Source organism: Halomonas sp. AOP27-A1-41 (assembly GCF_052378605.1).
Classification (GTDB): domain Bacteria; phylum Pseudomonadota; class Gammaproteobacteria; order Pseudomonadales; family Halomonadaceae; genus Vreelandella; species Vreelandella citrativorans.
Map to the genome: position 1 here is coordinate 1 of NZ_JBQSXT010000015.1, position 24,217 is coordinate 24,217.

Consider the following 24,217-nt stretch of genomic DNA (forward strand, 5'->3'; position numbering starts at 1 on the left):
CGCTGCCTGGCTGGCGCCTTGGCTATCACGCCCTTTTACCTGGCGGCTAATCGATATTGGGGTTGCGATAATGATGTTGACGATTGCTGTCCAACTGATGATGGGTGGGCTGTAACCCCTTCATACAATAAGTATCTGTGAAGTTTTAACGCAGGTTAATACTATTTCTACAATAAAACGTTTAACCACGTACCAACTGATTTTCAATTTAAAGCTTAAGGAAACTGGCAGAAGCCAACGTTAACAAAAAAGCGGGGTAACTCCGCACGATTCCCATTTTGATCTCTGCCTGCCCTGGTTTGGCCTTAGCCAACCCATAGTCGATGCTTGAGTTAACGCAAGCAGGCTGATATCTTATCGATAATAACTATCATTAGCATAGGGAATTTCATCTCATGTGCAGCATAGAAAAAAGCACCTCGCGGGAGAAAACACCGCCACCACGTGAAGTGGAAAGTCGAGAGCTACTGGGGTCAGAAGGCCAGTTGGTGATTCATCACGAAAACCGGCGCTATCTGCTACGTTTTACCAAAAGCGGAAAACTTATTTTAACGGCTTAACAACTGACCGTTACGCCCCCTTAGCATTTGCTATTAGTACGTCCCAAGCTTAATGCCAGCCAGGTAGCCGACGCACCCAGCCAGCACCTATTACCTTCTTATTGTTGGAATGGTCTGGCCCATGAAACGCGCTTACTCGCTTTGCCCGCTTTATCTTACGTTTTGCCCTCTATTGGTAGCACCTGCCTTGGCGCAACCAGAGATTGAGCCTCACTCCTTTGATCCTGTCACTGTCACCGGTACACGAGCGCCCACGGATCTTTCCCGTGCCCCACTCATCATCGATATTATTGAGCGCGATGATGCTGTGTTGGCCACCGCAAGCCGAGTGGAAGACATACTTAGCCGTCAGCCTGGCCTACACGTTGCAGGACAAGGGCGCCGCAACGGCCAAACGCTGAGCCTGCGTGGCTTTGGCCGTGAGGGCGTACTGGTCCGCCTGGATGGTGTTCGGCAAGATATTTCCACGGGTCATATCGGTAACTTTTTCCTTGATCCCGCCTTGATTCAAAATGTCCAGATTGCCCGCGGAGCGCTCTCTAGCATTTACGGTAGTAACGCGATGGGCGGTGTGGTTAGTTTTAACAGCGTAGATGCCGATGACCTGCTTGCGCCCGGCGAGGAAAGCGGTGTACGGCTTTCTGTCGGTGGCGCAAGCGCCAGTGACGAGTTACGTGGCAGCCTTACCGCTTTTGGTCGTCGTGATACATCAAGTGGCCGCGTCGATGGTCTTCTATCCATAGGCCGTAGCAAGTCCGGTGATATTCGTCGCGCCGGTGGCGAGATGGCCGATGAAGATGCCTCGCTCAACAGCCTGTTACTAAAAGGTGGCTGGCAGCCGGATGACGACCAGCGGGTGTTTGTTAGCTGGCAACATTACGACGAGCACACCACCCAACCCGCTAATCCGCAACAGCGTTCTACAGATGCCAGCAACCCACTGCGCGACCGCGACGTTCAGAGCAACAATGTGCAGCTCGGCCACCGCTGGCAGCCAGATGCGGCTACCGAGATCACCTCACGACTCACCTTTAGCCAGCAAGATATTGATGAGCCAAGGGCCAGCCGCACTCTGGAGCATGCGGGGCTGCAAAGCGACGGCTATCACCGAATGGAGCATGGCTGGCTTTCTCAAACGCTGGTATTTGGTGCTGAACTGGAGCAGGCCCGCCAACGTCCTGAAGGCGATGCGAATGGTTTCCCACATGCCAACATTGATACGCAAGCAGCCTACCTGGATACAACGCTCACCGCCGGCCGTTACCTGACGGAGGGCGGCGCGGGAGCATTCGACATTGGGCTAGGCGCCCGCTATGACCGTTACGATGCCACCGGCCAAGGCGAGGCCAACAGCGTACATGACCAGATTTCCCCACGTTTTCGCGTTGCCTGGCGGCCCGACGACGCATTGATGCTATTTACCGGATACGCCGAGGCTTTCCGCGCCCCGAGCCTTTCTGAGTTATATGCTAATGAACGCCACTTTGCGGGTTTCTGTGCCGGGCCGTTCTTCTGTACGCCCGACAACTATTGGATACCCAACCCGGATCTTGTCCCTGAAACCAGTCATACCTGGGAGAGCGGCGTGGTTTGGCATCAGGGAGATTGGCAAGTGCGTGCCAGCTACTTTGATACCCGTGCCAATGACTTTATCGACACTCAGGTCGATATTATGGCAGGCACCACTCAAGCCGTGAACGTTCAGCGCGCCCAGCTGTGGGGCTATGATGCCCGCGTTTTCTGGCAGCCCAGCGCTTTTTCTTTCCTTACCAGTTTTGCAGGCCTTTCCGAGGTCTCCGGCAAAGACCGCGACACCAGCGCGCCGCTAGGCAATCAAACACCGCTGGAAGCGACCTTAGGCAGTGATATTGCACTGTACAACGGTAATGTTCGCTTGGGCTGGCAAGGTCGGTTTGCCCGTAATTTCGACAAACAAGGCGATGACGAGCGCTTGCCAGGCTACGGGCTACACGATGTACACCTGGCCTGGCGCCTCACTCCCGCCATTGATACCTCGCTACGCCTGGCCAACCTGGGCGATAAAGTGTGGTACCGCCCCGATGGCAGCTTAGGCGATGGGCGCAGCCTGTTCGCCACCCTCAACTGGCAGTGGTAATGCCACACCATGCACCCGATGGAGGTGAGCTCATGACGCAATCCCAACAGATCGCTATTCTGGAAGCCTTTGATGCTGCGCGGGCGGCCCAGCCGCGCCTGCCCGCCATCGACATTGCCGAGCGTCTGGCTATTAGCGAAGGCGAGTTACAGGCGGCTCGCCTGGGGCGTGATGTATGGACACTGCCCCTGCCACCCAGTGAGATCGCAAGCTATCTGCCCACGCTTGGCCGCGTAAAATCGCTGACCCGCTCGCGCCTGGCCGTCCTTGAACAAACCGGGGACTATCCTGAACTGCGCGGTGGAGCCCAAACGGGACTACTGCTCGACCCCTGCGGTTTGGATCTTCGCTTGCTGTATTCCCACTGGCACTGGGTGTGCTTGATTCGCGATGCCATGCCTTCACAAGATGGCTCGGAGGAGTGGCGCTGGAGCCTGCAAATATTTAACCAGCATGGCTGCGCCGTGCACAAATGCTTTGCGCTAGAAACACCGCTTCCCAGCGCCTGGGACGCGTTAGCAGCACTCGGCACCCAGGACACTCCGGCGTTCACCCAGAGTGCACCACGCCTTAAACGCCCGCTTCCCAACGCCCCCGACCTTGCGAGCGAATGGGGAGCGATGCAGGACGTGCATCAATTCTTCGCTCTGCTGCAGCGCCATCGCCTGGAGCGTATTGAGGCCAACCAGCTGATGGAGGGCCACTACACCCGGGCGCTACCGGCTAACATACTGGAAAACCTGCTCCATCAGGCAAGCCAACACGCCTTGCCGCTCATGCTGTTTGTCGCCAGCCCCGGCTGCGTACAAATCCGCACGGGGACGCTGCCTACGCCCCAGCGCGCACGGGGTTGGCTGAATCTGTTTGGCGATAGCTTTACCCTGCACTTGGACGACACCGCCATTGATCAGGTGTGGCAAGTGTCTAAACCCAATCGTGATGGAGGCGTCACCAGCATTGAAGCGTTTGACGCACAAGGCGCATTAGTCCTGCAAATATACGCCGAGCGCCGAGAGGGCAATCCCGAATCCAGCGCCTGGCGACAGTTATTGAATGGGCTTCGTCAGCGTGAGGCCGTGGCATGAAGCAGCCTGTTCGACTGCTGCCCGGCGTTTTGTTTGCGCTGCTGTTCAGCCTGGAAACAAGCGCCAGCGAACGTTGGGTTGTGCTGGGCGGCGATATTGCTGAAACGCTTTCAGCCTTGAAGGCTGACATTAACCTGGTCGCCCGTGACGATACGGTTCTCTATCCTGAGACCCTGACAGCGCTGCCCTCTGTGGGTTATTTACGCCAGCTCTCGGCCGAAAGCGTACTGTCGGTTCAGCCTGACCGTATCCTTGCCAATCAGCATGCCGGCCCTAAAGAAGTGCTTGAACAGCTGAACGCTGTCGGCGTTACGCTGGATGTGGTTAGCGCACCCGCGACGCTAGCGGCCATTGCTGAAAAGGTTCGCGCGGTGGGTAGCTACACTGACCGGCGTGAACAAGCCAACGCTTTAGCGCAAACCTTGACTGACAAGCTTGAATACCTGGCCGATTTGCCCCCCTTACCTTCAACCCGGGCGATGTTTATTCTCCAGCATAGTGGCTTAACGCCGCGCGCTGCCGGAAGCCAAACCGCGGCGCATACGGCACTTGAAGCCGTCGGGATGGAAAACGCCTTTGCAGCGATGGAGGGCTACCACAGTGTTGGCGCCGAGGCGTTGGTGCGCGAGGCACCTGAGCTGATCATTATGTCAGCGCGCGGTTTAGACGCCATGGGTGGCCCAGAAGCCTTATGGCAATTACCCGGCATGGCTCTTACTCCGGCAGGCCAAGCGCAGCGGTTAATCGTTATCGATGATCAGGCACTGCTGGGCTTTGGGCCACGGGCGCCCGACCAGCTGTTAGCCTTACGCCAGGATGTTGAAGCGCTGCTCAACGCCTCGCCCACTGCACTGGCTGCGCCGTAATGGTCAGCTTAACGGCTTATCGTCAGCGTACGATGCAACCGATGGGGCGCGCCCCACGAGTCCTTATCGGTCTAACGCTTGCGCTATTACTTGCCTTGGCATGGGGCGCGGCGTCGGGAGCGTTAGGGCTCTCCCCATGGGCACTGCTAAGCGGCAATGCCGATACACTCAGCACACAGGTTTGGTGGCAGCTGCGCTTACCGCGCTTGCTGCTGGGGGTTGTCGTAGGCGCCATGCTTGCGGGCAGCGGCGCTGCCATGCAGGGGCTATTTCGTAATCCTTTAGCCGACCCAACGCTGCTCGGCCTTGCCAGCGGTGCCGGGCTATTTGTGGCGCTATGGATCGTTATTTTTCAGGATAGCGCCGTCAACAGCCTTTACGGCCAGTTTGCTGCTGGCTTTTTGGGCGCGCTGAGCGTATGTGTCATCGTGTTTGGCTTGGCCAAACGTCAGGGTGGGAGTGCCGCCGTTATGACCCTGCTGCTAGCGGGCCTGGCGATTAACACTCTGGCCGGCGCTGCAGGTGGCGTCCTTGCGTTTATCGCCAGCGATGAACAGCTGCGCCAACTGAGCCTGTGGGGCATGGGCACGCTAACCCATGCCTTATGGCGAACCACCGCTATCGCCTTGGTACTGATTAGCTTGGCACTATGGATGCTAATGCGCAGCGCCAGCGAGCTTGACCTGCTTCAACTAGGCGAAACCACGGCCCATGCGGCGGGGCTGGACGCCAACCGCCTCAAACGCCGCATTGTCGTGGCCACCTCACTTGGCGTCGGGCTGTGCGTAGCCCTCACCGGTGTCATTGGCTTTCTTGGCCTGCTGGTTCCCCACTGCCTACGGCTTTGGCTAGGGCCCGGACACAGGTTACTCCTGCCTGCCTCAATGCTGGGCGGTGCTTTGTTATTAGTGGTCGCCGATACCTTGGCGCGCACGGTAGCCGCTCCTGCCGAGATCCCGGTCGGGCTGCTAACGAGCCTTTTGGGCGGGCCCTACTTTCTGTATCTGCTTATGCGCCGGAGCCCGTCATGCTGACCCTGCATCACGCGGGGCTAACCTCAATTCCCGCACTAGCGCCCATGAATGGTGAGATCCATCCAGGCGAACTGCTCGCGATTGTAGGGCCTAATGGCGCAGGCAAGAGCACGCTGCTCAGCATGCTGTCAGGCTATCGCCGCTGCGAGCAGGGCACCGTACAGTTGGATGACCACTTGCTACATAAATGGGAGATCACCGCGCTCGCCAACCGTCGTGCGCTTGTCGCTCAGCAGGAGCCTGTCGGCTTCGATTGGCGAGTGGAAGAACTGGTGTGTCTGGGGAGCAACCCCGATAAAGCACTCATCGCCGAACTACTCGATGACCTGGACCTCGTCCCGCTCGCCAAGCGCAGCGTACTCTCGCTTTCGGGCGGCGAGCGCCAGCGAGTGATGATCGCCCGCGGCGCCTGCCAGTTACTCTCGCGGCGCTCAGACGCTGCCAGGGATGGCGGCCTACTTCTGCTGGATGAACCCACCAGCGCCTTGGATATCGGCCAGCAGCAGCGGCTAATGCGTCAACTACGCACTTGGGCCACACGGCATCATATGGCCATCGTATGCGTCCTACATGACCTGAACCTGGCCGGCACTTACGCCGACTGCGTTTGGTTACTGCAAAAGGGACAGCGTATAGCGCATGGTAAACCCCGACACGTTTTAAAGACTACGACCATCGCCAAGGTGTATGGAGCGGAACTTTACTGCATCCAAAGCGACATGGCGTTGGCTCCTCTTATTACCCTTGCGCCGTGATTTTTTTATTAATGAGATGAGCAAGCCTCGCATGACCAAAACTTCTTCTGCTCTGCTTCGCATGTTTCTTAACGAGCGGCATCGTCTTATAAAACGTATCAAGCAGGTTGTTGGTAGCACTAGTGTTGCAGAGGATCTGGCACAAGACACCTTTGTTAAGCTGTGGCAACGCCCCTCTAAAGAAACAGATACTGCTGGCTTGCTACACCGCACGGCGCACAACCTAGCGCTGGACTATTTACGATCCCAAGGGGTGCGTAAGCGTCATCAAACTCAAGAATTTAATGCCACTATTGATGAGCCCCCTCAGGAGCCAAGTCCAGAACAAATTGCTCATAAGACTCAACAGTGGCAGAAACTAATCGATCAATTAAATACCCTTCCCCCCAGAACTAAACGCGTATTCCTACTCAATCGAATTAGCGGTGAGACCTATCAGGCTATTGCCGAGCGCTTGGGCATTTCTGTTAGCACGGTTGAAAAAGACATGATGCACGCGATGCGCCAGTGTCGTAAATGGAAAAAACAATCAATCAATGAGGAAAACATTCAGTCCACTCGTTGTATTAATAACAACAGGCCACGTTCCCAGGAAGGGTTAGACCGTGACTAAACCAAACGAACCTTTGAGCCAGCCAGCGCCATCGCCTGCAATAGATGACGCCACCATGGATGATGCCATCGCTTGGTATCTTAAACTCAAGGATGCAAGCGTCACCCAACATGATCAACAGGCGTTCAACGCGTGGCTACAACAAAGCCCGCTTCACCACTTTGCGTATCAAGAAGCGAAACAGCTTTGGCAGGATATTGAAGCCCCCATTCGCCTGTTTCACCTTCAACAGTCTGCCACGCCATCCAAACGGCGGAATGAACGACCGTGGGGATGGGCAGTCGCTGCCCTATGCATGCTCGGCTTGCTGTTGAGCCTTGAACTATGGCGTGAACCAGCCAACTGGGATCGACTGACAGCCGATGCCGTCACGACACCAGGGCAAATGAAACAACTTCTACTGGCAGACGGCTCGTCTCTTTTACTGGATGGGAATAGCGCGCTGGACATTGAGTTTGACGAAACCTACAGAGGACTAACGCTAAGACGCGGGCGATTATGGGTTGATGTTACGCAAGATGCCCAGCGCCCCTTCACCATTACCGCTGGCGAAGCATCGATAAAGGTTATCGGTACTCACTTTGCTGTGATGCATAGCACTGACAGTGTCACCGTGACGGTGGCAGAGGGGCAAGTAGCCATTACAGACAGTCAAGGACACCAAGCCCTGTTGGGTGGCGGTAAGCAAGTGGCACTTATCAATGGCGAACTTGGCCCTGTCTCACCGGTAGCTCTGCCTGTAGCACTTGGCTGGAAGGAAGGAAGAGTTGTATTCGATGACGCAGGAATGAGTGAGATCGTTGCTCAATTGGAACGCATGCTACCAGGCCGCCTACTACTCGATACTCACGCTTTTTCTGACGTACGTCTTTCCGGAAGCTTCCCTGTCGACCAGCCGGAGGCTCTGCTTTCAGCCTTGACTCATGTATCTGACATTGAGGTTCATCGCTTACCCGGCGATTTACTGTGGCTACGCACGGGGTGAAGTACTCATAGGTAATACACGCACACACGGGGATTGCGCCTCCATTTACGTCCCTGATTTCATTCATCTCACTAAAGAGAACGACTCATGGAAACACTTCTTTCCCCTTCAAGAGAGACGAATACTCTCCCCTTGAGCAAGCGTCTAAAGTTGGATACCCATACTGCTCATGAACATGTTGATAAAGCCATTATGGAACTCGCCCCTTTTGCCAGCCTGGAAGGCTACAAGAGATTTCTAACGGTTCAATATCAGTTCCAACGTCACACTGAAGTGCTTTATCTTCAGCCTGAGCTGAACGACTGGCTGGAAGGGCTGGCCGAGCGCAGTCGTTACCAAGCAGTGATCAGAGATTGCCAGGATCTTGCCCTCAACCTCGATGACTTGACTGACGATGCTCTCTCAGTACCCGCTATCGAATCTCAAGCGGCTGCGGTTGGCTGGCTTTATGTCAATGAAGGCTCGAACCTGGGTGCGGCTTTTCTGCTCAAATACGCCAGCCAACTTAACCTCTCCATCAATTTTGGTGCCCGTCACCTCGCCCCCAGCGATGCAGGACGTGGGTTGCACTGGCGCCGCTTCACTGCACAGCTAGACGCCATCCCGCTCTCTGAAGAACAGGCAAACGAAGCCTTAAACGGCGCCAGAGCGGCCTTTACTTTCGTTAAATCGCTGGCCTCTAACGTACTAACTAATAACCAAAAATAACGCCAAAAGAAGCGTTACTAAAACGATATAACGGGGAATTTTAGTGAACCAGACTCTACAGGGACACTCGTCCAGATTGCTTGTATACGCCTTTCCTGCCGCCTCTCTGTTGCTCAACTGGTGGGCAGCCAGCTTATTCATGATTTCACTGATAAGCGGGTGTTTAGGCTCACTCTATGGGCTAATGACAGAAACACCTAGCGTATGGATTTCGCTAATGATCGCCTTGGCAAGCGGCGTTTTTCTGCATAGCGTGCTGATCGCAGTTGCATTGACGATTGCCGTGACCGCCGAACAAACCTGCTGATGCAGTTCGCTCAACTACAAACGGCGGCTGCAGAAACTGAGCGCAACACCTTAGCGAAATGCTCAGGTGTTGCACTCAGTTTTTGCAGCCAAGCGGTAATGTACGCCGAGATAAGGCACATAATTGCGGAAATTAAACACCTTGGACTCATGAATAGTCACCAACCCGTGCACTTCTTTTCGTGTTATACCCTCTTCATTGGGAGTTATAAAACCACCATCGTTAAAAACGATACAATTACTTCCGCCATGAATGACAAAAATATCGTCGCCCATGCCACCCATTCGCATACCGTCTATGGTGAAGCCTCCACCAAGATAAACGCCTGAACCATGCCCGCTCCCTCATACCGGGAGGGAGGCATACGGTGATATCATCCCACTCGATTTCCTGAGCCATACCATCCCCCCCTTGAATGTACCTAATCTGCCTTTGATTTGATCACCATAAAATATAAACAATCTCAAATATAAGCAAATATCAATTGCAATTGATTATGATTAACCCCGAAGTTGAACGAGGGGTATATAACGCATGCTCGTATGCCCAGAGGGAAACCTGCATGCATGGCATGCCACGCATCGCGTCCCATACCACGGCCCCACAAAATAATTTGGCAAAAAATTTATTTCAGATGAGGGAAATTCTCATCCCAATCGTTAATTAAGATACAAACGATTATTATTAGCGTAACAAGGGAGCTTTATTTCAATGCATTTTAAGGTTTTTTCCCGATCCCCAATCACTGCCGCTGTGATACTGGGCCTGCTTGCCGCGCAAACTCAGGTATTGGCACAGGCCCAGCCCTCTGTACCGAACTCATCCAAGGCGCTGCAGCAAAATCCTTTGCAGCAGCGCTACACGTTCGACCTGCCCGAACAGCACCTGCTCTACTCGCTGGGTGAATTTACCGCTACCACGCAGATTGCTGTCGTCCGTCAGGATGGCCAGCCCATCAACGGTACCGCACCGGCCTTACGCGGCGAAATGACTGCCGATGAAGCACTTCGCACACTGCTAGCCGACTCATCACTGACCTTTTCATACCGCAATGGCAGAACGGCAGAACTACTGGAACCAACCACCTCAATCACCGTGGGCAACCAAACAGCCTTTAGCACTCTGACCGTATCGGCAGACCGTATCGGTGACGACTGGGTCTATCATGAGCCACGCTCGGTAAGCGTGATCACGCGCGAACAGATTGATCGCACGCCGCCGCGCCACGCCGCCGATATGCTGCAGGAGACCCCTGGTGTCTACAGTGCCGTCAACGCCCAGGACCCGGGGCTCTCGGTCAATATCCGGGGCATGCAGGACTTTGGGCGCGTCAACATGATGGTCGACGGCATGCGCCAAAACTTCAACGACAACGGTCACCAACAGCGTAACGGCACCATGTATGTCGATTCCGAGCTGCTCTCGGACGTGGTGGTCGAGAAGGGGTCCAGCACGGGCGTGCATGGTGCGGGTGCCATCGCTGGCAGTGCCAACTTCCGCACCATCGATGTGGATGATGTTCTTCTACCGGGTAAAGATATCGGCGTGCGCTTACGCGGCATGACTGGCGTAGGTGGAGAAGGCAATGGAGTCAACTTTATTGGTAGCGCGGCTGTAGCCGGGCGCCTTGGCGATCGCTGGGAACTGCTGGCGGCGCGCAGCAACCGTAATTTCGGCGAATACGCCCCCGGCCGCCGTCGACCAAACTACGATTTTCTTACGGTAGGAGTCCAGGATGAGTTTCATAAAGACATCGTTCAGGATGTCGACCGAGTCCGCTTCACCGACAACGAGCAGGACTCAAACCTGTTCAAGGCGCGCTTGCATATCGATGACGACCAGTCACTGACGTTTTCCTACCTGGGTACCGAACTCTCTTACAACAACGTCTCGGATCGGCAGATAATGAGGGCTGGTGAGGTGGTCGACGGCGATGATGCCTGGCACCGCTTTGGCGACGCCAGTACAACCTCCGACTCGGTCAGCCTGCGCTATAACCTTAACCCCTCCTCCCCTCTGATCAACCTGGAGGCTAACGCTTACTTCGTTTCAACAGAAGGGCAGCGTTATACCGAAGCTGGCCGGCCCGTGGTGCTAAACGGCACCGATATGACCGAGCTTAACTGGATGATGGGCGTCTGTGAACAGAATCCCATCCCAGATAATGCATATAGCGCCTGCCGGGCGGGGCTTGACAACAATAACCGCACTCAAATCGATACCTACGGCTTTACGCTGGAAAATACTGCGCATTTTGCACTCGGCGGGATTGATGGTTTCTCTTCCAACCACGGGGTTGAGTACTTTATCGACAAAGGCGAGTCCACCACTGCACAGGAGCGCGGCGGCCGCCAGCTGGCCTCGATCGACAACACCATGCAGCCCAGCGGTGAACGCAGTATTGCAAGCGCTTTTAGTAACTTACAGTGGGAAAACGAAGCCTTTACCCTAGCGGCAGGGCTTCGCTACGACTATTACAAGCTTAAAGGCTCTACAAAGCTGCCTGGAGTAGAGTGGACATATCATAACCGCTATGACAGAGCGTCAAGAAGAGCTGAAAACGGTCTGAGAACCAGGAGATCCAACTGCATCAGCGCTATCATTCCAGAGCAAAGTAGGCAGACAGCTTGCGATGATATTCCGACTTGGGAAGGTTATGTTAACGACCCAACCTCTATGATCGACTATGAGACAAGTTGGCGTTACGAACCTACTTGGTTATCGGACACTGTGATGCAAGATTACGACGTCGATAACAGCATGGATAAGTTGCTACCCACATTATCCGCAGCCTATCGCCCCAATGAGAACGTCGAACTATTTGCTAACTGGGGCCGTGGCTGGCGGCCACCCTCACTCACTGAAACACTCATGCAGGGCAGTCACCCCGGCGACCCCTTCGCGGTGCTATTCCCCAACCCTCATGCACAACCGGAAACCTCACGCAGTTGGGATATAGGCACCAATTTTACCGCCCAGGATCTATTTAAAAGTGGGGATCGCTTCTTCAGCAAGCTCTCTTACTACGACACCCGTGTGGATAACTACCTGATCACCTCTATGGTTAACGTGATGCCAGGGCAGCAAGGGGGATTAGGCCATACCATGTTCGTGCCAAACCTGCTACCCATGAACTTCCGCGGTTTGGAGCTGGAGATCGATTATGACGCCGAACGTTGGTACACCCAAGCCAACTATACCCATGTACTGGGGAGCGATAATCAGTTCTGCCAGAAGATCTATCCACTGGGCAGCGGGAATATCCGTGAAGATATACCGGATGAAAACGGCAACTACTCTGACGCTTACTACGAAGCCATTGAAGCCGGTTACGACTCTTATGAGGCAATGAGAGATGACCTAACTTATTGCGGCATTGATGTCATCGGTATGAATAGTGCCAGGCAATTGCCCATGGATCGCGGAAGCCTCACCTTCGGTACCCGCTGGTTCGACCAGCGCCTAGATGTAGGCACCCGCCTTAACTACAGCGCCGCGGGCGGCCCGGAGGATTTCGACTTTGACCTGTGGCCCAGCTACGTCACCTGGGACCTCTACGCCAGCTATCAGGTCAACCCTAACCTGCTGCTGCGAGCCACCATGCTTAACGTGCGCGACCGTAACTACGTCACCGGCTACTCGGATATTTTCTCCAAGAGCTATGGGGCGGGTCGCACCCTAATGGCCGGAGCAGAACTGCGTTTTTAATTAAATTACGGCGCATGACCCGCGCCGTTTACGAACATGCCCACCCTTACGGGTATGCAGGGCAGATAATTAACGTTATCTGCCAATCACGGCCTTAAGGCCAACATTGATAGATCAAGGAGACTGAAATGTCCATTAGCTATACTTATGATGAAGCCTATTTCCCTGATACGTTTTCAACCGGCACACTGGAACTCCTGTTAACAGAGTTTCAAAAGGAGGGAGCGGGTGGAGAGCACAGCGACAATAACCCGGGTGGTATTAATACTGGAGGGTTCTTCACCAACGGAGTTAACTCAGGCTTGGCGGGCGATACTTACGCTATGGCCAACAATGATGGTGACTTTGCTTTCTCCGCCACTGGCAGCCTTTCCTATAACTTCGCTGATCATGCACTGACTGGCACCTTGACGGAGCTTACGTTGGGTGCGGGCCTCAATAATGGTGAAGTGGTTAATGATTTCATTACCTTCACCTTTGACGATCCTATCGTTGCCAGCCATGACGGCCGTGGCAACGAAGTACACGACATCATCTGGGGCTTGATGAACGGTTCGGTGAACGGTGCCGACGATAGCGCTGGCACTGGCACTGATGGTGGCTTGCTGGCGGTACTGGACGATGCAGGCTTGCTCGGCGATGCCATTCCGGCATCCGTCACCGGCGTTGCTGCCAGCGACTTCGATTTCGCCCTGGCTGCGTGAACAACGCCATCGCTATAAACACCTAATAAAAAAGGCAAGGGGAATCCCCTTGCCGCAACGTTCAAACACCGCGTCAGGGGCGTTATGCCTTGGCGCGGTGCCTCGGCATTCTCGCCAGATAAGACGAGAAGTCAAGCAGAGACGTGACCAAAGCACTAATGAGAGAACGAATTCGAGACGAATGGCTGGGCCTCAAGGTTCAAGCACATTCGTTGTTTTGTCATGTCATTTTCAGGACACGCCACCATGCCCGCGCCCCCTCGCCGCCAGTCAGGTAATGAACTAAATCAAGCACTCGGCCGCTATCGCGGCACACTGCGCTCGGTAGGGCTGTTCAGTGCGGTTATCAATCTGCTGATGCTAGTGCCGCCGCTGTATATGCTGCAGGTCTATGATCGCGTACTGGCTTCCGGCAATACCACCACGCTAATGATGCTAACGGGCATGGCGCTGGGGCTGTTGGCGTTAATGGGTGCCTTGGAGTACATACGCAGCCTGGCAGTCATTCATATTGGCGAACGCTTCGATGAACAACTGGGGGAGCGGGTTTACGCGGCGGCCTTCGAGCGCGGGCTAAGCGGCCAGGCAGCCCAGGCGGGGCAAGCCACGCGGGATCTTGATTCGCTGCGCCAATTTATCACCGGCCACGCGGTATTTGCGTTCTTCGATGCCCCCTGGTTCCCACTGTATTTGCTGGTGATGTTTATGTTCCACCCGTGGATTGGTTGCCTAGCGCTAGTGGGTGCCATCGTGCTGATCGGTCTGGCATGGCTCAACGAGCGACTTTCCCAGCCGCCGCTACGTGAAGCAGGCAAGCTTTCCGTACAGGCGAATGCCATGGCAGAAGCGCAACTGCACCATGCTGATGCCATCGAGTCGATGGGTATGCTGTTGGCCTTTACCCGCCGCTGGTCGCACCTGCACGATGGCTTTGTCGCGCTGCAGGGGCTGGCCAGCGAGCGTACCGCGCTGGTTACTTCTATCTCCAAGAGCCTGCGCATTGCGTTACAGTCACTGGTATTGGGGTTGGGCGCTTGGCTAGCGATTGGCGGGCAGATCAGTCCTGGTACGATGATCGCCGGGTCTATTTTAATGGGCCGTGCGCTCAGCCCTATTGATCAGGTGATCAACGCTTGGCGGCAATGGACCTCGACACGGCTGGCTTACCAGCGCTTGGGTAACCTGCTAACAGTACACCCGGCCCGCCAGCCAGGCATGGACCTCCCTGCCCCGCTGGGCAAGCTTAATGTGGAGCCGGTAAGCGCCATGCCGCCAGGCGGAAAGATACCCACGTTGGTTCAAGTGGGATTCCAATTGGAAGCGGGCAGCGTGCTCGGTGTTATCGGGCCTTCGGGGTCAGGCAAATCTACCCTGGCCAAACTGCTAGTGGGTGTTTGGAAGCCGAAGGTCGGCACCGTGCGGCTGGATGGTGCCGATATCAAGGGCTGGAACAGAGCGCTACTGGGGCCACATATCGGCTACCTGCCTCAGGATGTCGAGCTGTTTGCAGGTAGCGTGGCGGAGAATATCGCTCGCTTCAGCGAACCGGACCCCATGAAGGTCGTCGAGGCCGCCAAAACCGCGGGCGTACACGAACTGATTCTGGCCCTACCCAATGGCTACGACACCTACTTAGGAGATAGTGGGATCGGCCTTTCGGGAGGGCAGCGCCAGCGTATTGCCCTAGCGAGGGCGCTCTACGGCCCCCCGGCACTCGTCGTGTTGGACGAACCCAATGCAAACCTTGATGACGCCGGTGAAAAAGCACTATTGGAAGCGTTACAGCGACTGCGTGAATGCCACGTTACGGTGGTGCTGATTACCCACCGCCCTCAGGTACTCAAGGCCACTTCTCACTTGCTAGTACTACGTGAAGGCCACCTGCAGAAGTTCGGCCCCACTGAAGAGATCTTGCAAGCCTTGAACACTGCCCGCCAAGCGGTAGCTCCTGCCAATGGCGCGATGGCCACTCCGTATGCGCAAAGCGCTTATAGCTACGGCAATGTTTCCATCAATCGTCAGGAGCAGCGCGCATGACCCTTCGCGATATCTCGCAGTCGCCACCTGATGCAAAACCACACACCTCCTCAGCCATACCGGACTGGCAAGCACTCGCCATGCGCCGTAAGCGACGACCGCTTCGCATAGGGAGTTGGCTGCTACTGGGAGGCTTAGCACTGTTTGTGGCCTGGGCAGCCTGGGCACCGCTGGATAATGGTATCGCCGTGCCTGCCACGGTGGTGGTGTCGGGGAACCGCCAAGCGGTCGAGCATCCTACCGGGGGCACGGTCGAAAGGCTCTGGGTGCGCGATGGTGATCGAGTGGATCAAGGGCGGCCGTTGGTTAGCCTGGATACCACGCAGCTGCAAAACGAGGCCGAGGTGCTGCGCTTGCAGCACGCCTCGGCGCTGGCGGAAACGGCGCGCTTGGAAGCCGAGCGCGATGGGCAAGCGAGCATCACCTTCCCACCCGAACTCATGCCCTCGGGCGATGCCGATATTGATACTCTCGTCAGCCAGCAGCGCCTGCTCTTTGCCAGCCGCCGCAGTGCCCTCGACGCCGAACTCGCGGGGCTTGCGGCCAGCCTTGCCGGGCAACGCGCTCAAGTGACCGGTCTCGAAGCTTCGCTCAGTCAGCAGCGAACACGCCTTGACGTGCTCAGCGAGCAGCGGCGCAACCTGAGCGAGCTAGCATCGGGAGGCTACATACCACGCAACCGAATGCTGGAGTTCGAAGGCAGTTACGTCCAGTTGCAAGGCGACATTGCCAGCGCCAACGGCACCCTGCAGCAAACCCAACGCCAGATCGACGAGCTTGAGCTGCGCCTGACCCAGCGCCAGGAGGAGTATCAGCGCGAAGTGGGCGAAGCGCTGGCTCAAGCCCGCCTGCGCGGCCAAGAAGCCGCCGGGCGCATGGCCAACAACGCCTACGAACAAGCGCACGCGGTGATTCGTGCCCCGCGCTCGGGCCGCGTGGTGGGCTTGGCCTTGCACACCGAGGGCGGCGTGGCACAGCCCGGCAGTCTGCTGATGGAGATCGTCCCGCAAGACGAGCCATTGCGCGTGGAGGGGCAGCTTCCCGTCGACCAGGTCGACCGCGTAGCACCGGGCCTGCCGGTAGAGCTTGCCTTCACCGCGTTCGAGCGCAGCAGCACGCCGCGCGTTCCGGGCACGGTTACGCAGGTCTCCGCCGACCGCTTGGTCGACGAGGTCAGCGGCCTGCCTTACTACCGCCTGGAGGTCGAGGTCGCCAACGACGACCTGGCAGTGCTGGGCACAGCGCCGCTAAAGGCGGGCATGCCAGTGGAAGCATTCATCCGTACGGGCGAGCGCTCACTGCTCAACTATCTGCTCAAGCCCCTGTTCGACCGGGCACGCATGGCATGGGGGGATGCATGAGGTTGTTACGTTCAACGGCGGTGAAACTTAGCATCGGCTGCTGGCTCTGCCTACCACTGGCTGCCCAGGCACTGGATTTCCAGACCGCTTACGACTACGCCCGCCAATACGATCCTACTTGGCTTGCTGCACAAAACGCCCGCGATGCCGGGCAGCAGGAGCGTGCCCTGGGGCGCTCGCGGCTGCTGCCTACGCTCGGCTACCGCTACTCCTACGCGCATAACCACTCTGAGGTAGAGCAGTCGACCCCGCTGGGCACGACCACCAACGACATGCGCTACTCAAGCCACACCTCGGCAGTGACTCTGACCCAGCCGCTACTGGATGCGGCGGCTTTCGCCCAGTATCAGGCAGGCAGGGCGCGTGCCGAAGCTGCCGAGGCAACGCTCGACCGCGCCTATCAAGCACTGGCCGTTCGTGTGCTCCAAGCCTATACCGATACCCTCTACGCCGAGGACGACATCGCCTTGGCCGAAGCGCACCTGCGGGCATTGGAAGAGGAGTCGGAGAAAAGCACCCAGTTCGTCGCCTATGGTGAGGGCACGCGTACCGATCAGTTGGAAATTGCCGCACAGATGCGACTGGTCGAAGCGCGCCTAATCGAAGCCGAGGACCGCTTGCAGGACGCACTCAACGCACTCGACCTGCTCATCGGCCAACGGCCTGCTTCCCCCCTGGCACCGCTTCGCCCAGACGCCTGGGCAGTGCTGGCGGAGCAGGCACAAGCCAGTGCCTCCACGTTAGACGAGTGGCAAACCTTGGCACTGGCCTACAACCCGGAGCTTGCGGCACAGCGCAGCGCCCTGGATGCCTCGCGCCATCAGGTGCATGCCCAGTACGCAGGCCACTTGCCCACGGTGCAGCTTTATGCCCGCAGCCAGATCTCCGACTCCAGCAGCGAGAACACCATCGGCCAGCGCTACGATACCAACAGCATCGGCGTCGAAGTCAACCTGCCGCTCTATTCGGGTGGGCGGGTCGTGGCCGCCAGCCGCCAGGCACAGAGCACCTTCGAACAGCATCGCCACGAGTTGGATGCGACCACAGCAGAAATTCTCAACGACGTAGAACGCCAGTACCGGCTGGTGCGTAGCAGCCAGCGGCGCGAAGAGGCGTACCGGCAATCCGTCGAGGCCGCCACCCAGCGCGTGGAAGCGACACAGCGTAGCCTGGAAGGCGGCGAGCGTACCCATCTGGACGTGTTGGATGCCGAACACCAACGCTTCGAGGCGTTGCGCGATCTGGCGCGGGCTCGCTACGATTACCTAGTGGCCTGGCTGAGCCTGCGCTGGCAAGCGGGGCAACTTGACGACAGCGATATCGCCCAGGTAGCGAACTATTTCTAAACGATTTCCGGCGATACTGCCGAAGCCTAGAGAGCCACGACACATGAAAGAAACGCCCCCTTCATCGACATCGCCCCAGCGTGAGCCTGCACGCAGCCCGCTGGCCCGCGCCCTATGGGTAGCACTGGCCGCGCTGAGCTTCGGCATTGGAGTCGTAGGTATTTTCGTGCCACTACTGCCGACTACCGAGTTCATGCTCGGGGCGATCTACTGTGCTTCCAAGGGCTCGCCACGCTTCGAAGCCTGGATTCGTTCGCGGCGCTACGTGGGGCCATTGATCAAGAACTGGGAGTGCGAGCGCGCCATTTCACGTCGCGCCAAGTACGTGGCGGTGAGTAGCATCATCGCCAGCGCCATGCTGCTGCTCTGGCATTTGGGGGAAGGCTGGTTGCGCTGGGCCATCATCGCACTGCTGGCCGGGGTGGCGGTATGGCTGGCAACGCGCCCAGAGCCCACCAAGCAGGATTGATGTGGCAATAAAGATTGCCCAGGACGAGACTAGAGGGTCAGGTTTTCCGGCTGACCGATATCTTCCTCACCGTTCGTGTACTTTATCCACGTTTTACCCAGATGGTTGCGCAGTTCATCGCCGACGCGTGCGGCGTCGCGGGCCTCCAAGGCCGCCATGATGGCCTCGTGCTCCTCCATGGCTTTCGCCCATTTATCGTTCTTTTGATTGGACAGATAGCGCACCCGATAAAGCTGCCGACTGAGGTTGGCGTGTATATCAATTAGGGTCGTGTTCCCCGAAAGCGCCACGATCCGGTTGTGGATATCCTGGTTAAGCCGAAAGTAGTTCTGCCGATCCCTTCTTAAGAACGAAGCTTTCATTTCGTAATGCAGCGCCTGTAACTCAGCAATATCTTCGTCGCTAGCCCTGACACACGCCAGTTGCGCGGCTGACTGCTCAAGGACGCTTAATACATAGGCCTTTTCTTTCATATCCGCAGCGCTGACATCCGCAACCACAGCCCCGCGGTTGGGGGAAATCACCACTAAACCTTCTGTCGCAAGAATCTTGAGCGCCTCGCGTAGCGGCGTACGCGACACTTGTAACTCAACTGCCAGCGTGCGCTCGGGTAACCGCTGTCCCGGTTGGAAATGATCCATGACGATATGTTCGCGCAAATAATGCGCGACTTTTTCAACAAGCCCGGCGTTATGGGTTGGAGCGATATCTTCCATGGAGTTGTTCACTTTGATTAGCGTCTATTAATAATGGCATACCAAAAAACTCTTTTCAAATAATCACATATAAAAAAACACTCCCTCAATAACACTTAAGCCATTGATTTAAAGAAAAACAAATCTACCAACGACTAAAGTATCATCCTTCTAGCGTTGACCTCTCTAATGGTATACCACTAAATTTCACATCTATATATTACGCCTACGTTGAAAAAAGAAGCATCTATAAGTTCATGGCCACTGTAAAAATACTTTTGCCAAACATGGAATGCCATTATTTATGAATTACTTACAACACTTTCATACGACCAAAATAGTTGAAGTCTGTATCGCGGGCGCTGGTGATTTTGGTCGTGGCGTATTGCGTCAAGCCCGCCAGATGCCAGGATTGTCAGCGCGTATTGCGATCGACATCAATCCTGAAAAGGCGGCTGAAGCCTTTCGCCACGCGGGTTTTCCCAGCACAAAAATAATGGTATGCCACTCTACGAGCGATGCCGAAGACGCTTGGCAGAAAGGCTTTTTCATTGCCACAGCTTCTTTCGATACGGTCGCGGCACTTCCGTTCGATATTCTGGTTGAGTCTACCGGCATTCCTGATGTCGGCGCCCATTATGCAGAAGCGGCCTTACTGGCGGGTAAGCATGTCGGTATTGCCACCAAGGAAACCGAGTCGGTTGTCGGACCCTACCTGACTCGCCTGGCCGAAGACCAAGGACGCCTTTTCACGCCGCTGGATGGCGACCAGCCAAGCCTGCTGATTGGCCTTGTCACATGGGCCAAAACGCTGGGGTTTGAGATCATTTCTGCTGGCAAGAGTAGCGAATACGACTTTATCTGGGATGAAGCGCAAGGCACCGTGACCTGTAATGGCACCCAGTACGATGCCACTGAAATTGCCGCCCTCTGGAAGCTTGACGATAGCGATGCACGCACCACAGTCAAATCCCGCGGCGAGGCCTTGTCAGCTATTCCGCAGATTTCCGTGCCTGACCTGTGTGAGATGGTCAATGTTGCCAACGCTACAGGCCTACAGCCAGATCTGCCTGAATTTCATGCCATGGTGCTCAGAACCATAGAAGTGCCCACGCTTCTGGATACCCAAGCAGAAGGCGGTGTTCTAAAAGGTAATGAGCGCCTTGAAGTCTTTAACTGCCTGCGCCGCCCAGATGAGCTGAGCTTTGCTGGCGGTGTGTTTGTAGTGGTGCGCTGTGAAGACCCGCATGTCTGGACACTGCTGCGCGATAAAGGTCACGTACTAAGCCGCAGCGGCAATAGCGCCATGGTATATCTGCCACGCCATTTGCTAGGCCTGGAAGCGCCCATCTCGCTGCTGGATGTGGTACTCAACGGCTTAACGTCCGGTGGCGGCCATGCCACCACCCCTAAATTCGACCTGACTGCGCGCGCCACCCAAGCGATCAAGGCGGGCCAGCGGCTCGAGATGAAGGGCCATCATCGGCACATCGAAGGGCTGCGTCCGGAGATTCACCCCGCTGCGGCGCTTTCAGATGACGCCAAAGTCCCTTTTTATCTGTTACCAGGCGCCGAAGTTATTCGCGATATCGCACCTAACCAACCCATTACTTTAGCCGATGTCACGTTACCACCTTCTCGACTACATAAGCTGCGACTTAAACAGGACAAGCTGTTTTACGCAGGCGACAGCCAGTAACTAACGGTAGAGTGCCTTTAAGGTGCTCTACTTCGCATATTGATGGACCCTAAAAGCAACAATAATCACCTTGGAGAAAATTATGCTTATCAAACATAATGTTAAATACGCCACTTTAGGTCTTGCCATGCTCGGCGCGGCTACCAGTGCCAGCGCCAGCGATGCCGACAACTTCCCCAGCAAGCCAATCCAGTTCCTGGTAGCCGCAGGTGCTGGCGGTGGTACTGATAACTTTGCTCGGGTCGTTCGCCCGATGTTTGAAGAAGCCATTGGCGGCGCGAGTATTACAGTGGTTAACCTGCCAGCCGCGTCCGGTGCTTTAGCCCATCAGCGTGCCGCCACGAGCGAGGCTGATGGCCACACTCTAGACTTTGCGTCCACTACGCTTGTGACCTCACTTGCGGCGGGCCAAAACCCCGTGGGTCTGGATCAGTTAACGCCGGTTGCGCGCATGCAGTCTGACGTAATGGCGCTTTTTGTTAATCCTGAGCGTTTTCCTGATTTTGATTCTTTCGTGAAATACGCTGAGGAAAACCCCGGTAAAGTCACCGTTGGGGGCACCCATACGGCAAGCCCAGATCATGTAGCTTTCCTGTCGCTGCGTGATGCGTCTGGGCTAGACATAAATTTTATCCCTTACGACAGTACCGGCAACGCCACTGCCAATGTGCTGGGCGGCAATATTGATGCGACCACCACCTCGCTAAGCCCGCTATTAAGCTACATCGAAGCCGGCCAGATGATGCCAATTTTGGTCTTCAGCGATGAACGCCTTGAAGACTACCCAGATGTGCCGACCACGGTTGAAAACGACTGGGACCTGACAGACGGTAACGATCGCGCCATATTTGTGCATGCTGATACGCCTGCGCCGATCATGAAGCGTCTGGAAGATGCCTTTAAAGACGTATATGACTCTGAGGAGTACCAAAGCTACGCAGAGCGCGTAAACCTTGATTACCGTGAAGGCTGGATGAGTAGCGACGAGTATCGTCAGCGGCTTGAGAACAACTACGAGCTTTACTCGCGTTTGCTGCAAAACGACTAAACCAGCAGCTACTGGTTGGTGGAAGGGCATGTCCCCTCCTATATCCATCTGAAAGATCGGCCTCGCGGGGCCGTTCTTCCACTATCCCCATCAAGGTTTACCATGCACGCTAGGATCACTCTTTTTGCGCTTGGGGTCGTGTCACTCGCGATGGTGAGTCTTTATCCCACGCTGCAATTCCCAAGCTCTGCGCAGGTGTCCACGTTTATCGGCCCTCGCGTTTGGCCGCTGACCCTGCTGATCGTTCTGTTTGTGCTGGGAATTGTCCTGCTCGCCATTACGTGGCGTGACCGCAAACAGGCACTGGTCAGCGACCCCCAAGCTGATTCGCCCCCCCCAACTGAAACGGCACCAATCTCATCATGCTTCTCCCTTGGCCGCACCCGCCATTGGTGGTTTATAGCAGCGGCTATCACCTACACGCTATTGATACAAAGCATCGGCTTTTTAATCGCCAGCCTGATATTTACGTTTATCGGTACGCTGTTGCTGGGCGCCCGTTCGTGGACGAACATTGCCATTACGTTAGTTCTTGCCGCTGTACTGATGCAGGGCGTTTTCGTGTCGCTGCTTGGCATTCCCATGCCGTAAGGCTGATCCATAACAGACCCAACCTTCCAGGGAGTCGACCATGCTAGAACATTTTTTGGCCGGGTTAGCCGTGGTGATGCAGCCACTCAATCTACTGCTCTTAACCTCTGCCGTGTTTATCGGCTTTATCGGTGGTGCACTGCCCGGCGTTAGCGGCGTTATTCTAGTGGTTATCCTGCTGCCAGTTACTTATGGCATGGAGCCGACCACAGCCTTTATGGTGCTGACCGCCATCTATGGCGCAACGGTCTTTTCAGGTTTGATTACGGCCATTCTATACCGTGCCCCAGGCACGCCTGAAGCGGTAATGACGGCGTTTGATGGCTATCCCATGACTCAGCGTGGAGAGGCAGGCAAAGCCTTGGGCATCGGCGTTTTAAGCTCGGCTATCGGCGGGCTTGTGGGTACCGTCGCGCTTATTATATTCACGCCCATGCTTGCCAAGATGGCCTTGAAGTTTTCATCTCCTGAGTACTTTGCCTTGGCGGTACTCGGTTTAACAGTGGTGGCTTCACTAGGCGGTCGCCTCATATTTGGCTTGATTGGTGCGGCGCTAGGCCTATTCATTGCGACCATTGGTATTGACCCGCTCACCGGCACCAGCCGCTTTACCTTTGGCAATCTTAATCTGACCGAAGGCGTGGGCTTGATTCCGGTCATTGTGGGTCTGTTTGCCGTTTCAGAAGTCATGAAACGTACACTGGACCATGAAAGCCATCAGCCCTTGAAAAAGGTGAAGGTCAAGATTTTCGATCTTCCTATCCTGCGCCAGATCGGCATGACCCTGTCGCGTTCATCTATTATCGGGGTCGTCATCGGTATCCTGCCGGGTATCGGGGCCAGCACCGCGGCGATGGTGAGTTATAGCGAAACGGTCCGCTGGTCCAAGCATCCCGAGAAATTTGGCAAGGGTGCGCCGGAAGGTATTGCCGCCCCTGAGTCTGCCAATAACGCAGCGGCCATGGGTGCACTGGTACCGCTTTTTGCACTGGGTATTCCGGGTAGCGGCACTACGGCCGTTATTTTGGGCGCGTTTATCATGCACGGCCTGCAGCCTGGACCAATGTTTATGCTGACTAGCAGTGACTTAATCTATGCGGTGTTTGCCGGGCTATTTATCGTCAATTTCATGATTCTGCTTTTCTCAAAGCCGTTCATCGTGCTGTTTACCAAGCTGCTGAATGTACCTTATTCCGCACTCGGCCCCATTATTATCATGTGCTGCATCGTGGGTACCTATTCGGTGCGCAACTCCATGTTTGATGTATGGTTGATGATGGGCTTTGGCGTACTGGGCTATCTGCTTGAGAAGATCAACTTCCCTCTGGTATCCATCATTTTGGGACTGGTATTGGGCCCTATCGCAGAAAGCGAGCTGCGCCGTGCGCTATCCATGTCACAAGGCGACTTCAGCATCTTTATTGAGCGTCCTATTAGCGCCACGCTACTGAGTATTGCTTTCCTTTTGCTGGCCGTCACGCTGATTACGCCGCTGATCAAACGCGCACGTCGTAAGGCCACTACCTGAAG

At 55.8% G+C, this 24,217-nt stretch carries 22 protein-coding genes; 20 read left to right on the forward strand and 2 right to left on the reverse strand.

The window, feature by feature from the left end; all coding sequences use genetic code 11:
* Window positions 1-395: 395 nt before the first annotated feature.
* From hemP to ACT3TC_RS11095, 10 genes are all read left to right on the forward strand, one after another.
* Complete coding sequence (gene hemP / locus ACT3TC_RS11050) at window positions 396-560, forward strand: hemin uptake protein HemP (RefSeq protein WP_444640110.1); 165 nt, start codon at window positions 396-398, stop codon at window positions 558-560.
* Window positions 561-681: 121 nt separating this feature from the next.
* Window positions 682-2,676 (forward strand): TonB-dependent receptor domain-containing protein, encoded by a 1,995-nt coding sequence (locus ACT3TC_RS11055; RefSeq protein ID WP_444640111.1) that lies wholly within the window; start codon window positions 682-684, stop codon window positions 2,674-2,676.
* Window positions 2,677-2,708: 32 nt separating this feature from the next.
* The gene (locus ACT3TC_RS11060) at window positions 2,709-3,761 is read left to right on the forward strand and encodes a ChuX/HutX family heme-like substrate-binding protein (protein WP_444640112.1); all 1,053 of its coding nucleotides are present in this window, start codon (window positions 2,709-2,711) and stop codon (window positions 3,759-3,761) included.
* Window positions 3,758-4,627 carry a heme/hemin ABC transporter substrate-binding protein gene (locus ACT3TC_RS11065; RefSeq protein WP_444621594.1) on the forward strand — a complete coding sequence of 290 codons (870 nt, stop codon included), beginning with the start codon at window positions 3,758-3,760 and terminating at the stop codon, window positions 4,625-4,627. The genes ACT3TC_RS11060 and ACT3TC_RS11065 overlap by 4 nt, the downstream gene beginning before the upstream one ends.
* The gene (locus ACT3TC_RS11070; RefSeq protein WP_225734175.1) at window positions 4,627-5,661 is read left to right on the forward strand and encodes a FecCD family ABC transporter permease; all 1,035 of its coding nucleotides are present in this window, start codon (window positions 4,627-4,629) and stop codon (window positions 5,659-5,661) included. Before ACT3TC_RS11065 ends, ACT3TC_RS11070 begins: the two co-directional genes overlap by 1 nt.
* Window positions 5,655-6,416, forward strand: a complete 762-nt coding sequence (locus ACT3TC_RS11075; protein WP_192535739.1) for an ATP-binding cassette domain-containing protein — start codon at window positions 5,655-5,657, stop codon at window positions 6,414-6,416. Before ACT3TC_RS11070 ends, ACT3TC_RS11075 begins: the two co-directional genes overlap by 7 nt.
* A 31-nt stretch (window positions 6,417-6,447) precedes the next feature.
* A complete protein-coding gene (locus ACT3TC_RS11080) occupies window positions 6,448-7,029 on the forward strand; it encodes an RNA polymerase sigma factor (RefSeq protein ID WP_192535740.1) in 582 nt (193 codons plus the stop codon).
* Window positions 7,022-8,014, forward strand: a complete 993-nt coding sequence (locus ACT3TC_RS11085) for a FecR family protein (RefSeq protein ID WP_193054573.1) — start codon at window positions 7,022-7,024, stop codon at window positions 8,012-8,014. The genes ACT3TC_RS11080 and ACT3TC_RS11085 overlap by 8 nt, the downstream gene beginning before the upstream one ends.
* An 87-nt stretch (window positions 8,015-8,101) precedes the next feature.
* Window positions 8,102-8,722: a biliverdin-producing heme oxygenase gene (locus tag ACT3TC_RS11090; RefSeq protein ID WP_192535742.1), complete on the forward strand. Its 621-nt coding sequence runs from the start codon at window positions 8,102-8,104 to the stop codon at window positions 8,720-8,722.
* A gap of 184 nt (window positions 8,723-8,906) precedes the next feature.
* Window positions 8,907-9,029: a hypothetical protein gene (locus ACT3TC_RS11095; protein ID WP_264298670.1), complete on the forward strand. Its 123-nt coding sequence runs from the start codon at window positions 8,907-8,909 to the stop codon at window positions 9,027-9,029.
* Between the two features lie 62 nt (window positions 9,030-9,091).
* On the opposite strand, the gene ACT3TC_RS11100 is transcribed toward ACT3TC_RS11095, so the two are convergent.
* The gene (locus ACT3TC_RS11100) at window positions 9,092-9,304 is read right to left on the reverse strand and encodes a hypothetical protein (RefSeq protein WP_192535744.1); all 213 of its coding nucleotides are present in this window, start codon (window positions 9,302-9,304) and stop codon (window positions 9,092-9,094) included.
* A gap of 436 nt (window positions 9,305-9,740) precedes the next feature.
* Between ACT3TC_RS11100 and ACT3TC_RS11105 the strand changes: the two genes are divergently transcribed.
* The 6 genes from ACT3TC_RS11105 (at window position 9,741) to ACT3TC_RS11130 (ending at window position 18,654) form a co-directional block, all read left to right on the forward strand.
* Window positions 9,741-12,737: a TonB-dependent hemoglobin/transferrin/lactoferrin family receptor gene (locus tag ACT3TC_RS11105; protein WP_444640113.1), complete on the forward strand. Its 2,997-nt coding sequence runs from the start codon at window positions 9,741-9,743 to the stop codon at window positions 12,735-12,737.
* A gap of 128 nt (window positions 12,738-12,865) precedes the next feature.
* Window positions 12,866-13,441, forward strand: coding sequence for a heme acquisition protein HasAp (locus tag ACT3TC_RS11110; protein WP_193056658.1), 576 nt, complete (start codon window positions 12,866-12,868; stop codon window positions 13,439-13,441).
* Window positions 13,442-13,687: 246 nt separating this feature from the next.
* The gene (locus tag ACT3TC_RS11115) at window positions 13,688-15,478 is read left to right on the forward strand and encodes a type I secretion system permease/ATPase (RefSeq protein WP_193056657.1); all 1,791 of its coding nucleotides are present in this window, start codon (window positions 13,688-13,690) and stop codon (window positions 15,476-15,478) included.
* Complete coding sequence (locus ACT3TC_RS11120) at window positions 15,475-16,839, forward strand: HlyD family type I secretion periplasmic adaptor subunit (protein ID WP_193056656.1); 1,365 nt, start codon at window positions 15,475-15,477, stop codon at window positions 16,837-16,839. The genes ACT3TC_RS11115 and ACT3TC_RS11120 overlap by 4 nt, the downstream gene beginning before the upstream one ends.
* Complete coding sequence (locus ACT3TC_RS11125; RefSeq protein ID WP_193053385.1) at window positions 16,836-18,185, forward strand: TolC family outer membrane protein; 1,350 nt, start codon at window positions 16,836-16,838, stop codon at window positions 18,183-18,185. Before ACT3TC_RS11120 ends, ACT3TC_RS11125 begins: the two co-directional genes overlap by 4 nt.
* A 43-nt stretch (window positions 18,186-18,228) precedes the next feature.
* Window positions 18,229-18,654 (forward strand): YbaN family protein, encoded by a 426-nt coding sequence (locus ACT3TC_RS11130; RefSeq protein WP_193053384.1) that lies wholly within the window; start codon window positions 18,229-18,231, stop codon window positions 18,652-18,654.
* Between the two features lie 29 nt (window positions 18,655-18,683).
* Here the strand turns inward: ACT3TC_RS11130 and ACT3TC_RS11135 are convergent, their stop codons facing one another.
* Window positions 18,684-19,370, reverse strand: coding sequence for a GntR family transcriptional regulator (locus ACT3TC_RS11135; RefSeq protein ID WP_193053383.1), 687 nt, complete (start codon window positions 19,368-19,370; stop codon window positions 18,684-18,686).
* Between the two features lie 283 nt (window positions 19,371-19,653).
* On the opposite strand from ACT3TC_RS11135, the gene ACT3TC_RS11140 reads away from it, so the two are divergent.
* The 4 genes from ACT3TC_RS11140 (at window position 19,654) to ACT3TC_RS11155 (ending at window position 24,215) form a co-directional block, all read left to right on the forward strand.
* Window positions 19,654-21,048: an NAD(P)H-dependent oxidoreductase gene (locus tag ACT3TC_RS11140; RefSeq protein ID WP_193053382.1), complete on the forward strand. Its 1,395-nt coding sequence runs from the start codon at window positions 19,654-19,656 to the stop codon at window positions 21,046-21,048.
* A gap of 82 nt (window positions 21,049-21,130) precedes the next feature.
* Entirely contained in the window at window positions 21,131-22,096 is a 966-nt protein-coding gene (locus ACT3TC_RS11145) for a tripartite tricarboxylate transporter substrate binding protein (protein WP_444621596.1), read from the forward strand.
* A 102-nt stretch (window positions 22,097-22,198) separates the two neighbouring features.
* Window positions 22,199-22,687: a tripartite tricarboxylate transporter TctB family protein gene (locus ACT3TC_RS11150; RefSeq protein WP_444621597.1), complete on the forward strand. Its 489-nt coding sequence runs from the start codon at window positions 22,199-22,201 to the stop codon at window positions 22,685-22,687.
* A gap of 40 nt (window positions 22,688-22,727) precedes the next feature.
* On the forward strand, window positions 22,728-24,215 hold the full coding sequence (locus tag ACT3TC_RS11155; RefSeq protein ID WP_193053379.1) for a tripartite tricarboxylate transporter permease: 1,488 nt from the start codon (window positions 22,728-22,730) through the stop codon (window positions 24,213-24,215).
* Window positions 24,216-24,217: the final 2 nt, after the last annotated feature.

What these genes read in the sequence shown, in the direction of transcription:
- ACT3TC_RS11065 (WP_444621594.1), top strand. Translation starts at nt 3,758, where the DNA reads ATGAAGCAGCCTGTTCGACTGCTGCCCGGCGTTTTGTTTGCGCTGCTG.
- ACT3TC_RS11150 (WP_444621597.1), top strand. Translation starts at nt 22,199, where the DNA reads ATGCACGCTAGGATCACTCTTTTTGCGCTTGGGGTCGTGTCACTCGCG.
- ACT3TC_RS11100 (WP_192535744.1), bottom strand. Translation starts at nt 9,304, where the DNA reads ATGGGCGACGATATTTTTGTCATTCATGGCGGAAGTAATTGTATCGTT.
- ACT3TC_RS11145 (WP_444621596.1), top strand. Translation starts at nt 21,131, where the DNA reads ATGCTTATCAAACATAATGTTAAATACGCCACTTTAGGTCTTGCCATG.
- ACT3TC_RS11090 (WP_192535742.1), top strand. Translation starts at nt 8,102, where the DNA reads ATGGAAACACTTCTTTCCCCTTCAAGAGAGACGAATACTCTCCCCTTG.
- ACT3TC_RS11075 (WP_192535739.1), top strand. Translation starts at nt 5,655, where the DNA reads ATGCTGACCCTGCATCACGCGGGGCTAACCTCAATTCCCGCACTAGCG.
- ACT3TC_RS11125 (WP_193053385.1), top strand. Translation starts at nt 16,836, where the DNA reads ATGAGGTTGTTACGTTCAACGGCGGTGAAACTTAGCATCGGCTGCTGG.
- ACT3TC_RS11155 (WP_193053379.1), top strand. Translation starts at nt 22,728, where the DNA reads ATGCTAGAACATTTTTTGGCCGGGTTAGCCGTGGTGATGCAGCCACTC.
- ACT3TC_RS11120 (WP_193056656.1), top strand. Translation starts at nt 15,475, where the DNA reads ATGACCCTTCGCGATATCTCGCAGTCGCCACCTGATGCAAAACCACAC.
- ACT3TC_RS11070 (WP_225734175.1), top strand. Translation starts at nt 4,627, where the DNA reads ATGGTCAGCTTAACGGCTTATCGTCAGCGTACGATGCAACCGATGGGG.
- ACT3TC_RS11115 (WP_193056657.1), top strand. Translation starts at nt 13,688, where the DNA reads ATGCCCGCGCCCCCTCGCCGCCAGTCAGGTAATGAACTAAATCAAGCA.
- ACT3TC_RS11140 (WP_193053382.1), top strand. Translation starts at nt 19,654, where the DNA reads ATGAATTACTTACAACACTTTCATACGACCAAAATAGTTGAAGTCTGT.
- ACT3TC_RS11105 (WP_444640113.1), top strand. Translation starts at nt 9,741, where the DNA reads ATGCATTTTAAGGTTTTTTCCCGATCCCCAATCACTGCCGCTGTGATA.
- ACT3TC_RS11095 (WP_264298670.1), top strand. Translation starts at nt 8,907, where the DNA reads ATGACAGAAACACCTAGCGTATGGATTTCGCTAATGATCGCCTTGGCA.
- hemP (WP_444640110.1), top strand. Translation starts at nt 396, where the DNA reads ATGTGCAGCATAGAAAAAAGCACCTCGCGGGAGAAAACACCGCCACCA.
- ACT3TC_RS11135 (WP_193053383.1), bottom strand. Translation starts at nt 19,370, where the DNA reads ATGGAAGATATCGCTCCAACCCATAACGCCGGGCTTGTTGAAAAAGTC.
- ACT3TC_RS11130 (WP_193053384.1), top strand. Translation starts at nt 18,229, where the DNA reads ATGAAAGAAACGCCCCCTTCATCGACATCGCCCCAGCGTGAGCCTGCA.
- ACT3TC_RS11080 (WP_192535740.1), top strand. Translation starts at nt 6,448, where the DNA reads ATGACCAAAACTTCTTCTGCTCTGCTTCGCATGTTTCTTAACGAGCGG.
- ACT3TC_RS11060 (WP_444640112.1), top strand. Translation starts at nt 2,709, where the DNA reads ATGACGCAATCCCAACAGATCGCTATTCTGGAAGCCTTTGATGCTGCG.
- ACT3TC_RS11110 (WP_193056658.1), top strand. Translation starts at nt 12,866, where the DNA reads ATGTCCATTAGCTATACTTATGATGAAGCCTATTTCCCTGATACGTTT.
- ACT3TC_RS11055 (WP_444640111.1), top strand. Translation starts at nt 682, where the DNA reads ATGAAACGCGCTTACTCGCTTTGCCCGCTTTATCTTACGTTTTGCCCT.